At 66.0% G+C, this 19,925-nt stretch carries 18 protein-coding genes; 14 read left to right on the top strand and 4 right to left on the bottom strand.

Translation table 11 applies throughout. From position 1 onward, the window contains the following. Nucleotide 1: 1 nt before the first annotated feature. On the bottom strand, nt 2-736 hold the full coding sequence (locus BM118_RS25905) for a GntR family transcriptional regulator (RefSeq protein WP_244550256.1): 735 nt from the start codon (nt 734-736) through the stop codon (nt 2-4). Nucleotides 737-910: 174 nt separating this feature from the next. Between BM118_RS25905 and BM118_RS25900 the strand changes: the two genes are divergently transcribed. From BM118_RS25900 to hydA, 5 genes are read left to right on the top strand one after another with little or no spacing between them, the layout of a single operon-like run. Next, nucleotides 911-1,915: an ABC transporter substrate-binding protein gene (locus BM118_RS25900; RefSeq protein WP_092188637.1), complete on the top strand. Its 1,005-nt coding sequence runs from the start codon at nt 911-913 to the stop codon at nt 1,913-1,915. Beyond that, nucleotides 1,899-2,750, top strand: a complete 852-nt coding sequence (locus tag BM118_RS25895) for an ABC transporter permease (RefSeq protein ID WP_092188634.1) — start codon at nt 1,899-1,901, stop codon at nt 2,748-2,750. The genes BM118_RS25900 and BM118_RS25895 overlap by 17 nt, the downstream gene beginning before the upstream one ends. Beyond that, entirely contained in the window at nt 2,750-3,526 is a 777-nt protein-coding gene (locus BM118_RS25890) for an ABC transporter ATP-binding protein (protein WP_092188632.1), read from the top strand. The genes BM118_RS25895 and BM118_RS25890 overlap by 1 nt, the downstream gene beginning before the upstream one ends. 3 nt (nt 3,527-3,529) lie before the next feature. Then, complete coding sequence (locus BM118_RS25885; protein ID WP_092188630.1) at nt 3,530-4,267, top strand: maleate cis-trans isomerase family protein; 738 nt, start codon at nt 3,530-3,532, stop codon at nt 4,265-4,267. A gap of 11 nt (nt 4,268-4,278) precedes the next feature. After that, entirely contained in the window at nt 4,279-5,688 is a 1,410-nt protein-coding gene (gene hydA, locus BM118_RS25880) for a dihydropyrimidinase (RefSeq protein WP_177234690.1), read from the top strand. A gap of 25 nt (nt 5,689-5,713) precedes the next feature. On the opposite strand, the gene BM118_RS25875 is transcribed toward hydA, so the two are convergent. Further along, nucleotides 5,714-6,754 (bottom strand): Bug family tripartite tricarboxylate transporter substrate binding protein, encoded by a 1,041-nt coding sequence (locus BM118_RS25875; RefSeq protein WP_092188626.1) that lies wholly within the window; start codon nt 6,752-6,754, stop codon nt 5,714-5,716. 212 nt (nt 6,755-6,966) lie between these two features. Further along, nucleotides 6,967-7,938, bottom strand: a complete 972-nt coding sequence (locus BM118_RS25870; RefSeq protein WP_177234733.1) for a LysR family transcriptional regulator — start codon at nt 7,936-7,938, stop codon at nt 6,967-6,969. Between the two features lie 174 nt (nt 7,939-8,112). Between BM118_RS25870 and BM118_RS25865 the strand changes: the two genes are divergently transcribed. From BM118_RS25865 to BM118_RS25825, 9 genes are all read left to right on the top strand, one after another. Continuing rightward, nucleotides 8,113-8,730 (top strand): UbiX family flavin prenyltransferase, encoded by a 618-nt coding sequence (locus tag BM118_RS25865; protein WP_092188622.1) that lies wholly within the window; start codon nt 8,113-8,115, stop codon nt 8,728-8,730. Nucleotides 8,731-8,755: 25 nt separating this feature from the next. Then, nucleotides 8,756-10,177 (top strand): UbiD family decarboxylase, encoded by a 1,422-nt coding sequence (locus tag BM118_RS25860; RefSeq protein ID WP_092188620.1) that lies wholly within the window; start codon nt 8,756-8,758, stop codon nt 10,175-10,177. A 124-nt stretch (nt 10,178-10,301) separates the two neighbouring features. After that, nucleotides 10,302-11,141 (top strand): helix-turn-helix transcriptional regulator, encoded by an 840-nt coding sequence (locus tag BM118_RS25855; RefSeq protein WP_092188618.1) that lies wholly within the window; start codon nt 10,302-10,304, stop codon nt 11,139-11,141. 143 nt (nt 11,142-11,284) lie between these two features. Continuing rightward, a complete protein-coding gene (locus tag BM118_RS25850) occupies nt 11,285-14,302 on the top strand; it encodes a xanthine dehydrogenase family protein molybdopterin-binding subunit (RefSeq protein WP_177234689.1) in 3,018 nt (1,005 codons plus the stop codon). After that, nucleotides 14,299-15,114, top strand: coding sequence for an FAD binding domain-containing protein (locus tag BM118_RS25845; protein ID WP_092188613.1), 816 nt, complete (start codon nt 14,299-14,301; stop codon nt 15,112-15,114). The genes BM118_RS25850 and BM118_RS25845 overlap by 4 nt, the downstream gene beginning before the upstream one ends. Beyond that, nucleotides 15,111-15,629 carry a (2Fe-2S)-binding protein gene (locus BM118_RS25840; RefSeq protein ID WP_092188611.1) on the top strand — a complete coding sequence of 173 codons (519 nt, stop codon included), beginning with the start codon at nt 15,111-15,113 and terminating at the stop codon, nt 15,627-15,629. Before BM118_RS25845 ends, BM118_RS25840 begins: the two co-directional genes overlap by 4 nt. Continuing rightward, on the top strand, nt 15,622-17,166 hold the full coding sequence (locus tag BM118_RS25835) for an AMP-binding protein (RefSeq protein ID WP_092188609.1): 1,545 nt from the start codon (nt 15,622-15,624) through the stop codon (nt 17,164-17,166). Before BM118_RS25840 ends, BM118_RS25835 begins: the two co-directional genes overlap by 8 nt. Nucleotides 17,167-17,194: 28 nt before the next feature. Next, nucleotides 17,195-18,001: an enoyl-CoA hydratase/isomerase family protein gene (locus BM118_RS25830; RefSeq protein WP_092188607.1), complete on the top strand. Its 807-nt coding sequence runs from the start codon at nt 17,195-17,197 to the stop codon at nt 17,999-18,001. Between the two features lie 76 nt (nt 18,002-18,077). After that, the gene (locus BM118_RS25825) at nt 18,078-19,409 is read left to right on the top strand and encodes an MFS transporter (protein WP_092188605.1); all 1,332 of its coding nucleotides are present in this window, start codon (nt 18,078-18,080) and stop codon (nt 19,407-19,409) included. Between the two features lie 230 nt (nt 19,410-19,639). Here the strand turns inward: BM118_RS25825 and BM118_RS25820 are convergent. Further along, nucleotides 19,640-19,925 (bottom strand): transposase (locus tag BM118_RS25820; protein ID WP_143099525.1); only part of this gene is annotated, 286 nt, incomplete at its 5' end.

Here is a 19,925-nt window from a genome sequence, read left to right as displayed (position 1 = left end):
GTCACGCCGCCGTCTGCTTGGCTTGAGAGGTGGCGATCACTTCGAGCAGGGCGGTGCCGGTGCGCCGGACATGGGCGCCGAGCAGGCGGCCGGCCGTTTCGCTGTCGCGCGCCTCGAGCGCTGCCAGGATGTCGGCGTGCTCGTCGACCGAATTGCTCCAGCGGCTGTTAGCGCCGAGCGCGAGGTAACGCGCGCGTTCGGCGCGGGAGATCAGCGTCTCGTGCGCCTCGCGCAGCGGCGTGTTGCGCGCCATGCGGACGATGGTGTTGTGGATCTCGCCGTTGATGGCGAAGTAATCGTCGAGCTTGCCGTTGCGGTGATGACCCTCCATACGGGTCTGAAGCGTGCGCAGGCGGGCGAGATCGCGCTCGGTGGCGCGCTCCGCAGCAAGCTCTGCGGCCAGCCGCTCGATGCCGGCCAGCGCCTCGAACAATTCCGAGATGCCGTCGACGGCGATGTCGGCGATGCGCGGGCTACGATTGGGGCGCAGCTCGATCAACCCTTCCGCCGCCAGCACCTTCATCGCCTCACGTAAGGGCGTGCGCGAGACGCCCAGCTCCTTCGACAGCCTGGTTTCCTGGGTCTGCGATCCCGGTGGCAGCTCGCCACGGATGATCATCGTCCGCATCCGCGCGGCGGCGCGCTCATGCAGGCCCATCCGCTTGAGTTTGGGCGACTTTCGTCCCTTCGGCGCTTCCGATTTCTGCTGCACGGGTGCCTCACTGCTTCCGCTCATCCTAGCCGTTTCCAGCCCTTTGACCTGCCCAAAATACCGACGCATCTCGCTGAAAACAATGGCACAACGCGCAAATTGTATGCAGCATGCAGAATCCCCGTTGCGCTGCCGCAAAGGCCGACCGATGATCTTCGGCGACGCGCGAGACCTCGCGCCTTCGAAACGGAGTAAGCGATGCGGACGAGTTTGCGATTGGGCCTCGTGGTGATGGCGGCGATGTTCGGTGGAAGCGATCCCGCCTCCGCGCAGACCGCCAAGATCAAGCTCGGTTACGCCAAATGTGCGCACTGCCTGCCGATGTCGCTGATTTCCGGCATGGCGAAGGGTGTCGAGGTCGAGGCCACCGGCTTCAACTCGGGCAATGACGTCCTCACCGCTTTGGTGTCGAAGAGCATCGACGTCGCGCAGGTCACCTATCTCCACTACATCACCGCGCTCGACAAAGGCTTTGACGTCGTCGCCGTGTCCGGCCAGATCAACGGCGGCTCGGAATGCCTCTCCTCGGCGAAGCTGAACCTTCCGCCGGAGGACTGGGCTACGTTCAAGGCGACCGCTCTGAAAGCGAAGAGCGACGGTCAGCCGCTGAAGGTCGCAGCGTCCCGCGGCAATGCGCAGGACATCCACATGCGCGGCGCGTTTCTCAAGCAGGGCGTCGATCCCAACAAGGACATCCAGTTCATCAATATTCCCAATCCGTCGGACCATCTCGCAGCCTTGCAGCGCGGCGAGGTCGACATGATCTGCTCGGTCGAGCCGTTCGCCTCGCAGATCAGGCTCGCCGGCGCCGGCAAGCACTTCGTGCTGCCGTATGAGCAGGCCGCGGGGAATCTCACCAACCTGATCGTCACCCGATCCGACGTGATCGCCAGCCAGCGCGCCGGCGTCCAGGGCGTCGTCAGCGCCGTGGTCGAGCTCGACAACAAGCTGATCGCCGACAAGGGGCCGTGGATCGAGGTCATCAACAAGCTCACCGGCCTCGACAAGACGGTGGCGACCGAAGCGCTGAAAAATGCCGCGCCGGATCCGGCGATCCATCGCTCGCAGACGCTCGCGATCGCGGCGATGATGCGCGACCTCAAATACATCTCGAAGGACGTCTCCGCGGACGCAGCGAAGAACATGGACTATTCGTTCCTCGAGCAGGCCACGGGAAAAGCCAAGAATGACCTCGGTTATTGACGCCGCGCCGGCCAAGCCGGCGTTCCGGCTGACACGGGCGTTTCAGGGGCTCGAACGCGTCGTCGTCCCCGCGCTGCTGATCGCCGGTTGGGAAGCCGTTGCCCGCAGCGGCATGCTGCCGCCGGCGCTGCTGCCGGCGCCGAGCGCGGTGCTGCATGCGCTCGGCGACTGGGTGTTCGGCTTCGACGAGACCACGCAGACCTATTCCGGGCACTGGCTGCGCGATGCGCTCGCCAGTGCCTTGCGAGTGTTCGGCGGCTTTGCGCTGGCTAGCTTCCTCGGCATTCTCGCCGGTGTCGCCATCGGCTGGTCGCGCCTGTTCGAGAAGACGCTGGAGCCGACGCTCCAGATGCTGCGGCCGATCCCGCCGGTATCCTGGATTCCGCTGGCGATCATCTGGTTCGGCATTGCCGACAAGCCGGCGATCTTCCTGGTCTTCCTCGGCGCCTTCTTTCCCGTGCTGATGAACAGCATTCACGGCGTGAAGACCGTGGACCACAATCTCGTGCGTGCCGGCGCGATGATGGGCGCAAGCCAGCGGCAGATGCTGACCGACATCGTGCTGCCGGCGGCATTGCCCTCGATCTTCGCAGGCCTGCGCATCGCGGTCGGATCGGCCTGGATGCTGACGGTCACCGCCGAGATGGTCGCGGTCAAGAGCGGCCTCGGCTACGTGCTGTGGGATTCCTACTACTTCCTGCGCTACGACATCGTGCTGGCGGCGATGATCTCGATCGGGCTGCTCGGCTATCTCTCCGATCTCGGCCTCAAGGCGATCATGGCGCGCACGCTGCGCTGGCAGCAGACCACCACCGTGCAGGGCAGGGCAGGCTGATGGCGGCAATCGAGCTTCGCAACATCGTCAAGGTGTTTTCAGACAAGCGGCGCGGCCGCGACCTGCTGACGCTGGACAACATCAATCTCGACATCGAGGCCAATGACTTCGTCTGTCTGCTCGGTCCGTCCGGCTGCGGCAAGTCGACCCTGCTCAACATCATCGCCGGTTTCGAGCAGGCGACCTCCGGGCGTACGCTGGTTGGCGGCAAGCAGGTGGAGCGGCCCGGCTCGGACCGCGGCGTGGTGTTCCAGCAGCCGACCCTGATGCCGTGGCTGACGGCCATCGACAACATCGCGTTCCATCTCAAGCTCAAGGGCGTCGGCAAGGCCGAGCGGCACCACCGCGCCATGGAGTTCATCGACCTCGTCGGCCTCAGCGGTTTCGAGCATCATCATCCTTCCGAAATGTCCGGCGGCATGAACCAGCGGGTCGGCATCGCCCGCGCGCTGCTGATGAACCCGAGCGTCATCCTGATGGACGAGCCGTTCGCGGCGCTGGACGCCCAGACCAAGCTCGAAATGCAGGAGGAGCTGGTCGCGATCTGGCAGAAGCGCCGCTGCACCATCGTGTTCGTCACCCACAGCGTCGACGAGGCGCTGGTGCTCGGCAACAAGATCGTGGTGATGACGAAGCGGCCGGGCCGGATCCGCGAGGCCGTCAATTTCGACCTGCCGCGCCCGCGGGACATCACCAGCCCCGAATTCAACGACGCCAAGCGCCACATCCTGGCTTTGATCCGCGAGGAGTCGACGCGCCTCGCGCAGGCGTCGTAGAGTATGGTCATGCGCAAGCGTCTCGGCATGATCACGCCATCCTCCAACTCGGTGCTCGAGCCCGTCACCAGCGCCATGCTGCATGGCGTGGCTGATATCACCGCGCATTTCTCGCGCTTCCGCGTCACCGAGATTGCACTGGACGCCGCTGCGCTGAGCCAGTTCGACGCCTCCGCCATGTTGCCGGCGGCGGACCTGCTGGCTGATGCGAAAGTCGACGCCATCGCCTGGAACGGCACGTCCGCAAGCTGGCTCGGCGTCGGCCGCGACCGGAGCCTTTGCGAGGCGATCACGGAACGCACAGGCGTGCCCGCCACCACGTCGACGCTCGCCTGCATCGATGCCGCCCGTGCGCTCGGCGCCAAACGGGTCGGCGTCGTCTCGCCCTACACCGACGATGTGCAGCGACGGATCGGCGATGTCTGGGCCGAGGCGGGGATCGCCCCGCACACGGAGCGGCACCTCGGGCTGCGCGACAATTTCTCCTTCGGCGAGGTCGCGCCTGCGACCATTGCCGGCATGATCCGTGCGGTGGCGGCTGAGGGCGCCGACGCGGTCGTCATCCTTTGCACCAATCTTGACGGCGCGGCGCTTGCGGCTTCGCTCGAGCGGGAACTGGATGTTGCGGTGCTGGACTCGGTTGCGGTCACGCTCTGGCGAACCCTGAGCCTCGCCGGCGGCGACATCAGGGCTCTTGCGCCGTGGGGCCGGATCTTCCAGACATCAGCGGTCATCAAGTGACGGAGACGCAAGTGACCCAGCTCGATCTCGCCATTCGCGGCGGCACCATCGTGACGGCCAGCGACGAATTTCGTGCCGATATCGGCATCCGCGACGGCCGCATCGTCAGCATCGCGGACAGCATCGAGGGCGCGGCGCGCGAGATCGACGCGACGGGCCTGCTGGCACTGCCGGGCGGGATCGATAGCCACGTCCACATCTCCCAGCCCTCCGGCCCGGACGTGGTGATGGCCGACGACTTTGCCTCGGCGACGCGCGCGGCGGCGGCCGGCGGCAACACCATGGTGCTGCCCTTCGCGCTCCAGGAGAAGGGCACCTCGCTGCGGACCTGCGTCGAGAACTACCGCAGGCTCGCCGAAGGCGAGTGCTACATCGACACCGCCTTCCATCTCATCATTTCCGATCCGACCGCGGTCGTGCTCGGTCAGGAGCTGCCGGCCCTCGTCAAGGACGGCTACACCTCGTTCAAGGTGTTTATGACCTATGACGACCTCGTGCTCAGCGACAAGCAGCTGCTCGAGGTCTTCGACGTCGCGCGCCGCGAGGAGGCGCTGGTGATGGTCCATTGCGAGGGCTACGACGCCATCCGTTTCCTCACCTCCAAGCTGGAGCGCGAAGGCCATATCGCGCCCTATTATCACGGCGTCTCGCGGCCCCAGGCCGTCGAGCGCGAGGCGACGCATCGCGCCATCAGCCATGCCGAAATCGTCGGCGTTCCCATCATGATCGTGCACGTCTCCGGGCGCGAGGCGATGGAGCAGGTGCGCTGGGCGCAGCAGCGCGGCCTGCCGGTGCATGCCGAGACCTGTCCGCAATACATCACGCTGACGGCCGACGACATGAAGGGCCTGAACATGGACATGTCAGGCGCGAAATACGTCTGTTCGCCGCCGCCGCGCGATGCCGAGAGCCAGCAGGCGATCTGGGAAGGCATCACGTCAGGCGTGTTCCAGACCTTCTCGTCCGACCACTGCCCGTTCCGCTACGACGATCCCAGGGGCAAGCTGACGCCGAACGCACGCACTTCGTTCCGCTGGGTGCCGAACGGCATCCCCGGTGTCGAGACGCGGCTGCCGATCCTGTTCTCCGAGGGCGTGTCGAAGGGACGGATCAGCTTGCAAAAATTCGTCGAGCTGACCGCGACCAACCATGCGCGCATCTACGGCCTCTATCCGCGCAAGGGTTCGATCGGCGTCGGCTTCGATGCCGATATCGCCCTGTGGGACCCCAAATTAAAGAAGCCGATCCGGCAGGCCGATCTGCATCACGGCGCGGACTATACGCCGTGGGAGGGCTTTGACGTCACCGGCTGGCCCGTCACCACCATCGCGCGGGGCCGGGTGGTGTACGAGCAGGGCAAGATCGTCGGCGACAAGGGCGCGGGCGAAGTGCTGAGCCGCGGCAAGTCGAGCCTGGTGTGATCCTCGCATCGACCCGACGTGAGAGTCACATCGGCTCGATGCCGATCTTCTTGATGATCCCGGCCCATTTCGTGGTCTCGGAGGTCATGAAATCCTTCAGGCCTTGCGGGTCCATCACCAGGGGCTCGGCGCCCTGCTCGACGAACAGGGTGCGTACCTTCGGATCGTTCACGGCTTCCACCATCGCCGCATAGAGCTTATCGATCACGGGTTTGCCGGTGCTCGCGGGCGCGAGCAGAGCAAGCCATGCGGCGCTCTCGTAATCCTTCAGACCGGCCTCGGCCGCGGTCGGCACGTCCGGAAGTGCGGTCATGCGCTTGTCGCTGGCCACCGCGAGCGGGCGCGCATCGCCGTTCCTGATCAGGCCGATGACGTTCGGCAACAGCTGGAAGCCGAGCGGCACTTGCCCTGCGATGAAGTCCGGCGTGTAGGCTGCGATGTTGCGGTAGGGAACGTGGGTGATCTCGGTGCCGGTGAGCTGCTCGAAATAGGCGGCCGCCAGGTGCTGCGACGAGCCGACGCCGACGGTGCCGTAGTTCAGCTCGCGCGGATGCGCCTTGGCGTAGTCGATCAGCTCGTGCAGCGATTTCGGCGGCAGCCGCGAATTGATCACGACGACATTCGGCAAGGTCGCGAACAGGCCGATCGGCGCGAGATCCTTCTGCGGATCGTAGGGGAGCTCCTTGTAGAGCGACTTGTTCGCAGCCAGCGGGCCGGAGGTGCTCATCAGCAAGGTGTAACCGTCGGGCGCCGCATGCGCCGCGGCCGCGGTGCCGATATTGCCGCCGGCACCGGGGCGGTTGTCGACCACGAAGGCCTGTCCGAGTGACGTGGCCATGCGGTTGAGCAGGATACGCGTGATGACGTCGCTGGCGCTGCCCCCGGCAAAGGGAACGAGCACCTGGACCGGCCGGGTCGGATAGTCTTGCGCCTGTGCAGGAAGCAGCCCGGTGGCGGCGAGAGCCGCGCCTGCGCCGAGCGACAGCAAAGACCTGCGGTCCGGGTGAAATCCCTCAGCGTGCCGCGCTGTGCTGTCCGTGATCTTGCCGCGACCGAACCTTGCCATCTCGCACTGAATCTCCCGACCGTGTCTTGTTCCGCGCGCCCAGGGATCGTCGGGGACAAGAGTCGTCCGGGATGAGCGCCAGGTCGCGATTTTCTGCGCCTGGACCGTAGTTAGCGGCTTGATGCGACCGTCATGCCGGCTGGTCTCAAAACTTACCAACCCGTCTCATTTTGCAGTGGGCGCGACATCTTGTCCGCGCGGAAATTCTGCATTCAAGAGCGCGTTTTCCGCCGCGGCGTCTTTCGCGCCTTGCGGTACGACGAGTTCGCGCCACGCAAAGCAGGCTCCACGAACTCCTTCGCGGTGGCGGCGGCCTGCGCTAGGTCGTGGGTGATGACGTCGAGCACGGCCTTCGCCGCGACGGACACCGTTCGCCGCGGGTGGTGCACCCACGCGATCGAGCGCACGACGCGCTGCTCGTCGAAGCGGTGCGCCCGGATGGTACCGCTCGCCAGCGATTGCCGGAGCGCAATGGTCGGCAGCACGGTGGCGAAATCCGTGGTCGCAATCACATCGCAGAGAGCAGGGAGCGTGTCGAGCTCGAGCCGGGGTCTCAAGTCGATGCCGAGAGCCGCCGCATGCTCGTCCAGGATCAACCGCAGGCCGTGCCGCTTCGAGGGCAGGACGAGGTCGAAATTCGCGATGTGATCGAAGCGCAATTTTGCCGGCGGCTTGATCGGGCAGTCCTTGCGGCAGGCGAACACCATCTCCTCGTCCATGACGTGATGGGCAGCAAGGGGCGTCTTCCGGCGTGGCACGTTGATCAGCGCGAAGTCGAGCTGGCCGGTGTTGACCCAGTCGACCAGCGTCTCGGTGTAGCCCTCGCAGGCGGACAGCGCGATCTCGGGATAGCGGCTGGCGACAGTCGCTGACGAACTCGCCATGGTGCTCTGCGCCACCGACGTGATGAGGCCGACCGAGACCCGGCCCGAGATGCGTCCACCGAGCTGCGCCATCTCCTGCCGCGCATATTCGGCATCGCGCACGATCGGCGCCGTCAGCCGCACGAGCGCCTCGCCGGCGCTGGTCAGCGTCATGCCCTGGACGCTGCGATCGAACAGTTTCTGGCCAAGCTCGGCCTCGAGCTTGGAGATCTGCATGCTCAGTGCCGGCTGCACGATGTTGAGCTGGCGGGCCGCGCGGGTGACGTTCTTCTCCTCGGCGAGGCACAGGAAATATTGCATCTGCCTGAGTTCCACGGACCTGTCCTTCGTTCGCCAATCTTGGTTTCGGGCCATCATCTCAGATGATGAATTCTATAATCAATCATTATTTGTGGTGATGGATGGGATTGCCTAGTCTTCCGGCGAACCGCATGGCCCCGATGGGCGCGCGTGCCCGGGAGCAAAATCAGAGTCATGCAGGACACGCCCAAGCGGATGATCATCGGCATTTCCGGCGCCTCGGGCGTCACGTACGGCGTGCGCCTGCTTCAGCTCCTGCGCAATGCCGGCGTCGAGACCCATCTGGTCATGTCGAAGACCGCCGAGCAGACCTTTGCCTATGAGACCGATCTGAAGATCGCGGAGGTGAGGGCGCTCGCCAATGTCAGCCATGCGATCGACGACATGGCGTCGGCGATATCGAGCGGCTCGTTCCGCACCGCCGGGATGATCGTCGCGCCGTGTTCGATGCGCTCGATGTCCGAGATCGCCTCCGGCGTAACCACCACATTGCTCACCCGCGCCGCCGACGTTGTCCTCAAGGAGCGCCGGCGCCTGGTGCTGATGGTGCGCGAGACCCCGCTGCATACCGGTCATCTCAGGACCATGACGGCGCTGTCGGAAATGGGCGCGATCATCGCACCGCCCGTGCCGGCCTTCTACGCCAAGCCTGAAAACCTCGACGATATGGTTGAGCACACCGTCGGCCGCGTGCTCGATCTCTTTAACATCGATATCGGCGTCGTGCGCCGCTGGGGCGAGGATGAAGCGCTCAAGCGCCGCTCGCCGTCGCTGCGCAAGATCGCGCCCTGACTTTAGAGACCAAGGAATGACTCGTATGCGAATGGAAAATGTTGCGAGCAAAGGGGCGAACGCGCCCGCCGATCTGCGCGCCTGGCTCGCTTGTCTCGCCGAACGCGGCAAGCTGGCGATTGCTCGTGAGGGCATTGGACTTGCCGACGAGCTCGCCGCCGTCGCCAAGCGGCTCGAGCGCGACAGCGCCGTGCTGTTCCCGCGCCCCGACGGGCACGAAATCCCCGTCGTCGCCAATCTGTTTGCCGGGCGTGACTGGGTTGCGGACTCCATCGGCGCGACCGAGGACCAGTTGCTGCCGCGGTTTCTGGCCGCCGCAAGCAATCCGCTGCCGACCCACGAAGTGGCAAGTGGGCCTGTCCAGGAGGTGGTCCACGAGGATGTCGATCTGCTCCGTCAGCTTCCGGTCCCCAAGCACAATGAACGCGACAGCGGCCCCTACATCACGGCCGGCCTGCTGATCGCCCGCAATCCGAAGACCGGCGTGCAGAACGTCTCGATTCATCGCTGCCAGATCAGCAGCAGGAACCGTATCGGCGTGTTGCTGCTGCCGCGGCACACCTTCTCCTACTATCGGCTCGCCGAAGAGATGGGCCAGGCGCTGGAGATCGCGATCGTGATCGGCGCGCATCCGGCGCTGCTGCTGGCCTCGCAGGCGATCGCAGCGCTGGACGAGGATGAGATGGCGATCGCGGGAGCGCTGCTCGGTTCGCCTGTGGACGTCGTCAAATGCCGCACCAATTCGGTCCGCGTGCCCGCGCACGCGGAGATCGTGATCGAGGGACGCATTCTGCAAGGCGTCCGCGAGCCGGAGGGACCGTTCGGCGAATTCCCTCAATATTACGGCCCGCGTGCCAACCGCGAGGTGATCGAGGTCGATGCGATCACGCATCGTGCCAAGCCGATCTTCCACACCATCGTCGGTGGCGGCTTCGAGCATCTGATCCTCGGCGGAGTGCCGCGCGAGGCGACGCTGCTCCAGCATCTGCGGCGCAGCTTTCCTGGCGTGATCGACGTCCGCCTGACGCGCGGCGGCACCTGCCGCTATCATCTCGCGATCAGACTCGACAAGACCAATGACGGTGAGCCGAAGAACGTCATGATGTGCGCCTTCGGCGCCCATTACGACATCAAGCAGGTGGTCGTGGTGGACAAGGACGTCGACATCTCCTCGTCCGAGGAGGTCGAGTGGGCGGTGGCGACGCGCTTCCAGGCCGACCGCGACCTCATGGTGGTTGCAGGTGCACTGGGCTCGAAGCTGGATCCGACTTCCGACAACGGCATCAGCGCCAAGATGGGCCTGGATGCGACCGCGCCCGTGAGCGCACCCGAGCTCGCCTTCAAGCGCATCCGCGTCAAGGGCGAGGAGGCGGTCGACCTGGCCACTGCCTTGCAGGCTGACCCAGGCGCTGCGGTCGCGTGGTTGCTCGCGGAGGCGCGGACATGAGCAGGTTACCGCCCGAGAGCAACTTGCGTCCCTTTGCACCGTTGGAATATGTAGCGGGTGCTGCATATAGTGCCGCGCCAACAAGCCAATCGTTTTGCAGCGCAATGCTGGGAGGAAGGAACTGATGTCGACGGCCCTGCGCATCGCTCATGGCGCTTTCGGCAGGGTCGCTCTGCTCGACATGGACCGTTCGCTGGTCCGCCACGCCCATCATCACTGCCATGTCCTGCTCAAGGTCGAGGGCGCCGACACGCAGTTTCTCGTGGGCGACCAGGTCACGCCGCTGACGGACACCGCCGCCGTTCTCGTCGACGGCTGGAAGCCGCACGCTTACGTGCATGACGTCAATCGTCCGCGCACCCTCATCATGGCGCTCTATATCGAGCCGGAGTGGCTGAAGGAGTTTCGCCCCGGCTGGGCGGCGAGCGGTGCACCCGGCTTTTTCGAGCGGCCCTCGGGCGAGGTGTCGCCGCGCATCCGCCAGCTCACGCTGCACCTTGCGGCCGAGATGATGGCGAATCCGGATGCGGTGCGGACCCATGAGCAGACGCTGTCCGACCTGATGATCGCGGTGATCGAGCGCTTCACGCCCTGGCGCAGCTTTCCGACCTCGATCCGCGGCATGAGCGCGGTGAGCTGCGACTGGCGCATCCGGCGCGCGATGGATGCGATGCGGGTGCACGACTCCTATGCCAATGTCGACCAGTTCGTGAAGGGCGCGGGCCTGTCGCGCGCGCAGTTCTTCCGCCTGTTCGAGACCTCGCTCGGCGTCTCGCCAAAGCTCTATCTCAACGTCGTTCGCATGGAGCGCGCGCTCGATGCCGTGATGCGCGAGGACACGCCGCTCGGCGAGCTCAGCGAGCGTTTTGGTTTTCCGGAGCCCGCGCATTTCACGCGCTTCTTCCGCGACCACGCCGGCGTCAGCCCGCGCGAGTTTCGCAACGTCTCGCGTCTTGCAGGTTGATTCTTGCAGGCTGATATTGCGCTGCACGTGCTCGAATGAGACGATTTGGTAAGTCGTGAGAGCGGGCGGTATGGCCCGCACCGCCCCTGTCCTGACAACTGTCGCCGTCGCGTCAAAGAACGCGTCGGGAGGCATGCCGGGACATGGTGCAGGCTGCGGTCAAGTCCGCAAAGTCGGTCGATCAGGACAAGAGCGGCGACAGGCCATGGGTCGGACGCTCGATCGAGCGCGTCGAGGATGCCGCGCTGCTCAGCGGCCGCGGCCGCTTCATCGACGATCTCGGCGTCCAGCCCGGCACGCTGCATGCGACGATCCTGCGCTCGCCGCATGCGCACGCGGATATTGTCTCGATCGATGTTGAAGCCGCAATGCGGCTGCCGGGCGTCACGGCGGTTCTGATCGGCAGCGACGTCAAGGCCGTCACGACGAGCCTGGTCGTCGGCGTGAAGGCCCCGGTCGAGTGCTGGCCGATCGCGATGGACCGTGTGCGCTATGTCGGCGAACCCGTGGCGGTGGTCGTGGCGAGCGACCGCGCCCGCGCCGAGGATGGAGCCGAACTGATCAACGTCGCGTATCGTCCGCGCGGCGCCGTCATCGACCCGCTTGGTGCGCTCGCGCCGGACGCGCCCGTGCTGCACGACGGCTTTCCCGGCAATCTCGCCAGCGATCGCAGCTTCCGCTACGGCGACCCTGAAAACGCCTTTGCGGGCGCGCCGCATCGCTTCTCGATCGACATCAAATATCCCCGCAACTCCTGCACGCCGATCGAGACCTATGGCGTCGTTGCCTCGCACGATGCAGCCGAAGATGCCTTCGAGGTCCTCGCCAATTTCCAGGGCCCGTTCAGCATCCACACCGTGATTGCGCGCGCGCTGAAAGTGCCGGGCAACCGGCTGCGGCTGCGCACGCCGCCGGATTCCGGCGGCAGCTTCGGCGTCAAGCAGGGCGTCTTTCCCTATATCGTGCTGATCGCCGCCGCAGCGCGCGTCACGGGGCGGCCCGTCAAGTGGATCGAGGACCGGCTCGAGCATCTCACCGCCTCGGTGTCGGCCACCAACCGCGCGACAACCTTGGCGGCTGCGGTTGCGGCCGACGGCAAGATTCTCGCGCTCGATTGGGACCAGGTCGAGGATTGCGGCGCGCACCTGCGTGCTCCCGAGCCCGCCACGCTCTACCGCATGCACGGCAATCTCACCGGCGCCTACGACATCCGCCACGTCAAGATCCGCAACCGCGTCGTCGTCACCAACAAGACGCCGACCGGCCTCAACCGCGGCTTCGGCGGACCGCAGGTCTATTTTGCGCTGGAACGGCTGGTGCAGCGGATCGCGATCGGCCTCGGCCTCGATCCGCTCGATGTCATCAGACGCAATCTGATCGACGCCGGCGCCTTTCCCTATCGCACCGCGACCGGCGCCTTGCTCGATTCCGGCAACTATCAGGAAGCGATCGCGCGCGCTGTCGAGCAGGGCAGGCTTGCCGAACTCAAGGTGCGGCGGGACGCGGCGCGGGAGCAGGGGCGTCTCTACGGCATCGGCTTCACCGCGGTGGTCGAGCCTAGCGTATCGAACATGGGCTACATAACGACCGTGCTCACGGCTGCCGAACGCCGCAAGGCCGGGCCGAAGAACGGCGCGCAGGCGACCGCCACGGTCGGCCTTGACCCGGTCGGCAGCGTCACCGTTCACGTCGCCTCCGTGCCGCAGGGGCAGGGCCATCGCACCGTGCTGTCGCAGGTCGTTGCCGACGTTTTCGGCCTCGCGCCGAAGGACATCCGCGTCAACACCGAGATCGACACGGCGAAAGATGCCTGGTCGATCGCATCGGGCAATTACGCCAGCCGCTTCGCGGCAGCCGTGGCCGGCACGGCAAAGCTGGCGGCCGAGCGCGTCGTCGCCCGACTCGCGCGCATCGCTGCCGGCCAGTTGAACGTCGAGGCGTCGGATATCGTGTTTGCGAAGGGCTTCGTCGCCTCAAAACGCAATCCGGAGAACCGCATTGCGTTCTCGCGCGTCGCCGCGCTCAGCCACTGGTCGCCGGGCTCGCTGCCCGAGGATGCCGGCCAGACCATCCGCGAGACCGTGTTCTGGACGCCGCGGGAGCTGACGCCGCCCGATGACGACGACCGCATCAACTCCTCGCTCTGCCACGGCTTTATCTTCGACTTCTGCGGCGTCGAGGTCGATCGCACCACGCTGGAGACGCGGATCGACCGCTACGTCACCATGCATGATTGCGGCACCATCTTGCATCCCGGCATGGTGAACGGCCAGATCCGGGGCGGCTTTGCGCAGGCACTGGGGGCCGCGCTCTACGAGGAATACGCCTACGCCGATGACGGCAGCTTTCTCACGGGAACGCTCGCCGATTATCTGCTGCCGACCACGACGGAGGTGCCCGAGCCGCAGATCATTCATATGGAGACGCCGTCGCCGTTCACGCCGCTCGGTGCCAAGGGCGTCGGCGAAGGCAATTGCATGTCGACGCCGGTTTGCCTCGCCAATGCGGTGGCGGATGCGCTTGGCGTCGCCGATATCACCTTGCCGCTGGTGCCGGCGCGGCTTGCCGAGCTCGTGCGTGGCTCCGAGCCGCCGCCTCCGGCAGGCGGTGTGACCGCGGCGCCGGTGCGCGAAGGCGACCGGCGGCTTCGCGGGGAAGGGCACGCCTCGGTGAAGGGCGCGCCCGGGCAGGTCTGGGCCATGCTGCTCGATCCCGCGACGCTGCAATCCGTCATTCCCGGCTGCCAGCGCGTCGACAAGATCACCGATACGCATTTCCGTGCCGACGTAACGCTCGGCATCGGCCCCGTCACCGGACGTTATCGTGCCGAGGTCGAGCTGTTCGATCTCGACCCGCCGCACGCAGTGACACTGCGCGGCGGGGCCACCGGTGCGCTCGGCTTCGGGAGTGCCGAGGGACGCATCACGCTCGCGCCCGACGGCAATGGCGGCACGCTGTTGACCTACAGCTACGACGCCGCCATCGGCGGCAAGGTCGCGAGCATCGGCGGCCGTCTGCTCGACGGCGCGACGCGCGTGATCATCGGCCAATTCTTCACTGCGCTCGCCCGCAAGGCCGGCGGCGGTGGCGCGGCGGGCGGTGGCTTCTCGTTGTTCGGCCTGTTGGCGAAGGCAGCCGGCCTGTTCGGAGGGCGCCGATGAAGCCGCCCGCATTCGACTATCTCCGCGCCGAAACCGTCGGCGACGTCCTCGATGGGCTCGCACAGGAAGGCGGCGACGCGCGCGTGCTCGCCGGCGGGCAGTCGTTGATGGCGATGCTCAACATGCGCCTCGCCAGGCCGAAGCTGCTGATCGACATCATGCGCCTCAAGGAGCTGCGCAAGATCGAGCGGCAGAAGGCCGCCGTCGTCATCGGCGCCGGTGTACGTCAGGCCGATCTGTTGGCTTGGCCGGACCTCGCCGAGACGTTGCCGCTGGTGGCGCTGGCGCTGCCCTGGGTCGGGCACGTCCAGACCCGCAGCCGCGGCACGATCTGCGGCTCTCTCGCGCATGCCGATCCCAGCGCCGAGATGCCGCTGACGCTGGTCGCGCTTGGCGGCGAGGTGTTTTTGCGCAGCGCTAAGCGCCGTCGCCGCGTCGCAGCCAGAGAGTTTTTCGCCGGCATGATGCTGACCGCGCGTGCGGACGACGAGCTGATCGAAGGCATCTCGCTGCCGGTCGTCAAGGGATCGCGTTTCGCCTTTCGCGAGGTCGCGCGCCGCCACGGCGATTTTGCCATCGTCGCCTGCGCTGCGATGAAGACGCCAACCGGTGTTCGCCTCGCTGTCGGTGGTGTCGCTGACGTCCCGACCGCGCGCGACTGGCCGCGTCTGGAGGGAAGTGCGCTCGATGATGCCTTGAATGCCTTCGCCTACGAACTCGGTGCGCGCGACGATGTCCACGCCACCGCGCGCTACCGCCGCGACCTCGTGCGCATGATCGGCCGCGATCTGGTCGGCGAGGTGCTGCAATGACCCGTCTCAAATCCGACGCCCGCCATGCCATCCGCTTCACGCTGAACGGCAATCCGGTCGAGGGGGAGGCCGAGCCGCGCATGCTGCTCTCGGATTTCATCCGCCATCAACTTGGCGCGACCGGCACCCATGTCGGTTGCGAGCATGGCGTCTGCGGCGCATGCACCGTGGTCGTTGACGGCATGCTGACCCGGTCCTGCCTGACGCTCGCCGCGCAAGCCGATGGCTGCGACGTCAAGACGGTCGAAGGACTCGCTCCCTCGGCGGACCGGCTCGGCGTGCTGCAACAGGCCTTCCGCCGCAACCACGCGCTCCAGTGCGGCTTCTGCACAGCCGGCATCTTGATGTCGCTCGACCATTATCTGGGCCGCAACCCGTCGCCGACGGAAGCGGACATCCGCGATCTCCTCAGCGGGCACCTGTGCCGCTGCACCGGCTACACCCCGATCATCCAGGCGGCGCTGGAAGCCGCCGCCCAGCTTGCTTCATCCACAAAAGAGACGTCGAATGCTTGATCTCGCCAGCAGCTTCATTGCCAGCGCCGCGCGCGATCCCAACGCCATCGCGCTGGTCGACGGCGATCTCCGCCTGACCTACCGGCAGTGGTACGACAAGATCTCAGCCCTCGTGGCCTCCTTCGACCGCCTCGACCTCAAGCCCGGCGATCACGTCGTCACCTTGCTGCAAAACCGCTGGGAAGCCGCAACCCTGCACTGGGCCTGCCAGTTCGCAGGTCTCGTGATCACGCCGATCAACTGGCGCGCCAAGGCCGATGAGCTCGACTACTGCATCGAGAACGCCGAGGCCTGTGCGGTCTTCTATCAGGACATCTCCGCCGAGGCCGTGCGGGGCTCATCGCTCGCAGGCCGATTGCTCCGTGCTTCCGTCGATCCCGGGACGGGCGAGGCGACCTCCTTTGCCGATCTGATCGGAGACAGCGCGCCGGACGCTGCGCCCCGCGTCGGTGCCGATGCGTGGTCGATCATGCTCTACACATCCGGCACGACCTCGCGGCCGAAGGGTGTGCCGCGCCGGCATCGTGCCGAACGCGCCGCGGCGATCGCCCATGTCGCGCAAAACCTCTACGGCCGCGGCGAGCGCACGCTCGGCGTGATGCCGCTCTACCACACCATGGGCGTCCGCTCGCTGCTGGCGATGTCGCTGATCGGCGGCACCTTCATCTGCCTGCCGCGCTATGACAGCCGCCAGGCGCTGGCGCTGATCGAGCAGGAAGCAATCACGAATCTCTATCTGGTGCCGACGCTCTATCACGATCTCGTCCATCACGAGGCCTTCGCCGAGACCGACGTCTCCAGCGTGCGCAAGCTCGGATTCGCCGGCGCGTCGATGACCGATGGCCTTCTCAAGAAGCTGGACGAGGCGTTCAGGCCAGACCTGTTCGTCAATCATTACGGCAGCTCCGAGATCTACACTTTCACGATCGACCAGAACGCGGCGGCAAAGCCCGGCTCGGCCGGCAGGGCCGGGCTGAACCAGCACGTCAGGGTCGTGCGCATCGGCGCACGTTCGGTGGCGGAGCTTGCTGCGGTCGGCGAGGAGGGCGAGATCATCGCCACGCTCGCCGGTGACGAGGCGTTCGAAGGTTATTGGCGGCGCCCCGAGGCCGACGCCAGGTCGCTGCGCGAAGGCTGGTACTTCACCGGCGACACCGGCTTCGTCGATCCCGACGGCGACCTCTTCGTCACCGGCCGCGTCGACGACATGATCATCACCGGCGGCGAGAACGTCTCGCCGGTCGAGATCGAGAGCTGCCTGTCGCTGCACCCCGCCGTCGACGAGGTCGCGGTGGTCGGCGTCGCCGATGAGAAATGGGGCAAGGTCGTCGCCGCCTTCGTCAAGCGCAATCGCCAGGTCTCCGAGGTCGAGCTGGAGCAGTTCTGCCGCACCTCGGGCCTTGCCAATTTCAAGCGGCCGCGCCGCTACGTCTTCGTCGACGCGATCCCGAAATCGCCCGTCGGCAAGCTGCTGCGGCGGCTGCTCGTTGCCGGAGAATACGAGGCCGAGCGCCTGCCACCATCGGACGCCGCCTGATCATCACCATCAACAGAAGGAAGCAAAAATGCCGTCACCCTACAATTTTGCCGATCCCCGGCTGGCCAAGCTCGACGGGTTCAAGGTCGAGATCGACGAGGCGCATGAGCGCGCCGACATCATCCTGGGGCGTCCGCCCTACAACGTCGTGGCGATGCCGCAGCGCGACCAGCTCCGGATGACCTTCGAGACCCTGGACGAGGATCCGCGCGTCCGCATCATCGTGCTGCGCGGCGAGGGTGAGCACTTCTCCAGCGGCGGCAATATCGGCGGCTTCATGGAGGCGAGCCCCGAGCACGTCTCCAAGCTCGCCTGGAACATCGCCGCGCCCGCGCGCTGCGCCAAGCCTGTCATCGTCGCCAACCGCGGCTATTGCTTCGGCGTCGGCTTCGAGCTGTCGCTCGCCTGCGACTTCCGCATCGCCTCGGAAACCACGCAATACGCGCTGCCGGAGCAGAAGCTCGGCCAGATCCCGGGCTCCGGCGGCTCGGCGCGCCTCCAGAAGATGGTCGGCATCACCCGCACCAAGGACATCGTGATGCGCTCCAAGCGCATCTCGGCGAAGCAGGCGCTGGAATGGGGCATCGCCACCGAATGCGTGCCGGATGCCGAGCTGGAGAAGGCGACCGACAAGCTGGTCGACGAGCTCCGCAGCTTCTCGCCGCTGGCGCAGCGCACCGCCAAGAAGCTCCTCAACGATACCGAGGACTCGACGCTGGCGATCGCGATCGAGTTGGAAGGCCATTGCTACAGCCGGCTGCGCCAGTCGGATGACTTCAAGGAGGGCGTCGAGGCCTTCAACGCCAAGCGTCCGCCGAAATTCGTCGGCCGCTGATCAAACACCATAAACATCTGCCGCGGTTCGCGATGGCGCGCACCGCGGCGCTGCTCAAACGGGGAGGGTAAACAAAATGGCTGAGATGGATATGCCGGTCGCGGGCGCCGAGGCGTCGGCCGACAACAAGCAAATGGTCAACGCGATCATTGCATCCGTATTGGGATGGGCGCTCGACCTGTTTGACCTGTTCATTCTGTTGTACGTGGCGCCGGTGGTCGGCGCGCTGTTCTTTCCGTCGAGCAACGCGGCGCTGTCGCTGGCGGCGGTCTACGGCTCGTTCGCCGTCACGCTGTTGATGCGGCCGCTCGGATCGGCGGTGTTCGGCCATTATGCCGACGTGCACGGCCGCAAGCAGGCCATGCTGATTGCCATTATCGGCGTCGGTCTCTCCACGGCGGCGTTCGGCCTGCTGCCGACCATCGCGCAGGTCGGCGTGATCGCGCCGGTGATCTTCCTGGTCCTGCGCCTGGTGCAGGGCGTGTTCGTCGGTGGCGTCGTCGCCTCCACCCATACGATCGGCACGGAATCGGTGCCGCCGCAATGGCGCGGCGCAATGTCGGGCCTGGTCGGCGGCGGCGGCGCCGGCATCGGCGCGCTGCTGGCGTCGTTCATCTTCCTGGTCACGTCCTCGGTTTTCCCCGGCGATGCCTTCGCGGTGTGGGGCTGGCGCTTCATGTTCTTCTCGGGGCTGCTGAGCTCGCTCCTTGGCTGGTTCATCTTCAGGAACCTCGAAGAGTCGCCCTATTTTAAGGAACTCAAGCGCCAGCAGGGCAACAAGCAGGCGAAGGTCTCGAAGGCGCCGGTCAAGGACGTGTTCTCCGGCGAGTATCGCGGCGTGCTGCTGGTCAACCTGCTCATCACCTTCGGCGGCGGCGCCGGCTACTACCTGACCTCGGGCTACCTGCCGAGCTTTCTGAAAGTCATCAACGCGGTTCCGAACCAGACCTCGTCGCTGATCCTGATGGGCGCGAGCGTGTCGGCGTTCTTCTCCGCGGTGCTGGTGGGCGCGCTGAGCGACCGCATCGGCCGCAAGAAGACGTTCCTGTTCATCGGCGTCCTGGCGGCGGTGCTGTTGCCGCTGTGCTATCTCAACCTTGCCGCCACCAAGGACACGATGCAGATCACACTTCTTGCACTGGCCATCGCCTTCATCGGCAATGCCGGTTACGCGCCGGTGCTGATCTTCCTGAACGAGCGTTTCCCGACCGCGCTGCGCGCCAGCGGCACGGGCCTGTCCTGGAACATCGGCTTCGCGCTGGGCGGCATGATGCCGACCTTCGTCTCGCTGGTGAGCGGCAGTCCGGCGGAGATTCCGATGTCGCTGGCATACTTCGCGGTCGGTGTCTTCGCGATCTACCTGATCGGGGCGATCGTGATCCCCGAGACCAAGGGCGACTTCCGCTGAGCTCAACTCCGGCGCGGCCGCACCGCGGTCGCGCGCTCGCAACGACGCGAAGGCAGCCAAGAGCACGACATTATCCCCGTCACCCTGAGGTGGCCGCTTCTTCGGCGGCCCTCGAAGGGCGACGGCCCGGCTGCATCAGCTCGGGCCGTGCATCCTTCGAGGCTCGGCGCGCGCTGCTTCGCACCGCGCGCCGAGCACCTCAGAGCCTGACTCAAAAAGCGTGGGCGTCTTCAGGGTCTGGCCAAGCGGCGAGTTAGGAGCCTCAGATGGGCGGCGAGCAACCAGGCTAGCTCGGTGGCGGCGGAGCCTTCGAAGTCTTTGGAGAGGCGACGACATCTGCCGAACCATGCAAAGGTACGCTCGACGACCCAGCGCCTGGGCAGGAGCTGGAAGCCTTTGACCCCGAGCGGTCGCTCGACGATCTCGATCGTCCATGGTCCGCAGTCGGAGAGTGCGTTGACGAGCTGTTTGCCGCGATAAATCCGATCGGCAAAGACATGCTCAAGCCTTGGGAAG

Source organism: Bradyrhizobium sp. cf659 (assembly GCF_900113725.1).
GTDB lineage: Bacteria > Pseudomonadota > Alphaproteobacteria > Rhizobiales > Xanthobacteraceae > Bradyrhizobium.
This window is presented reverse-complemented; position numbering and strand designations above follow the sequence as displayed.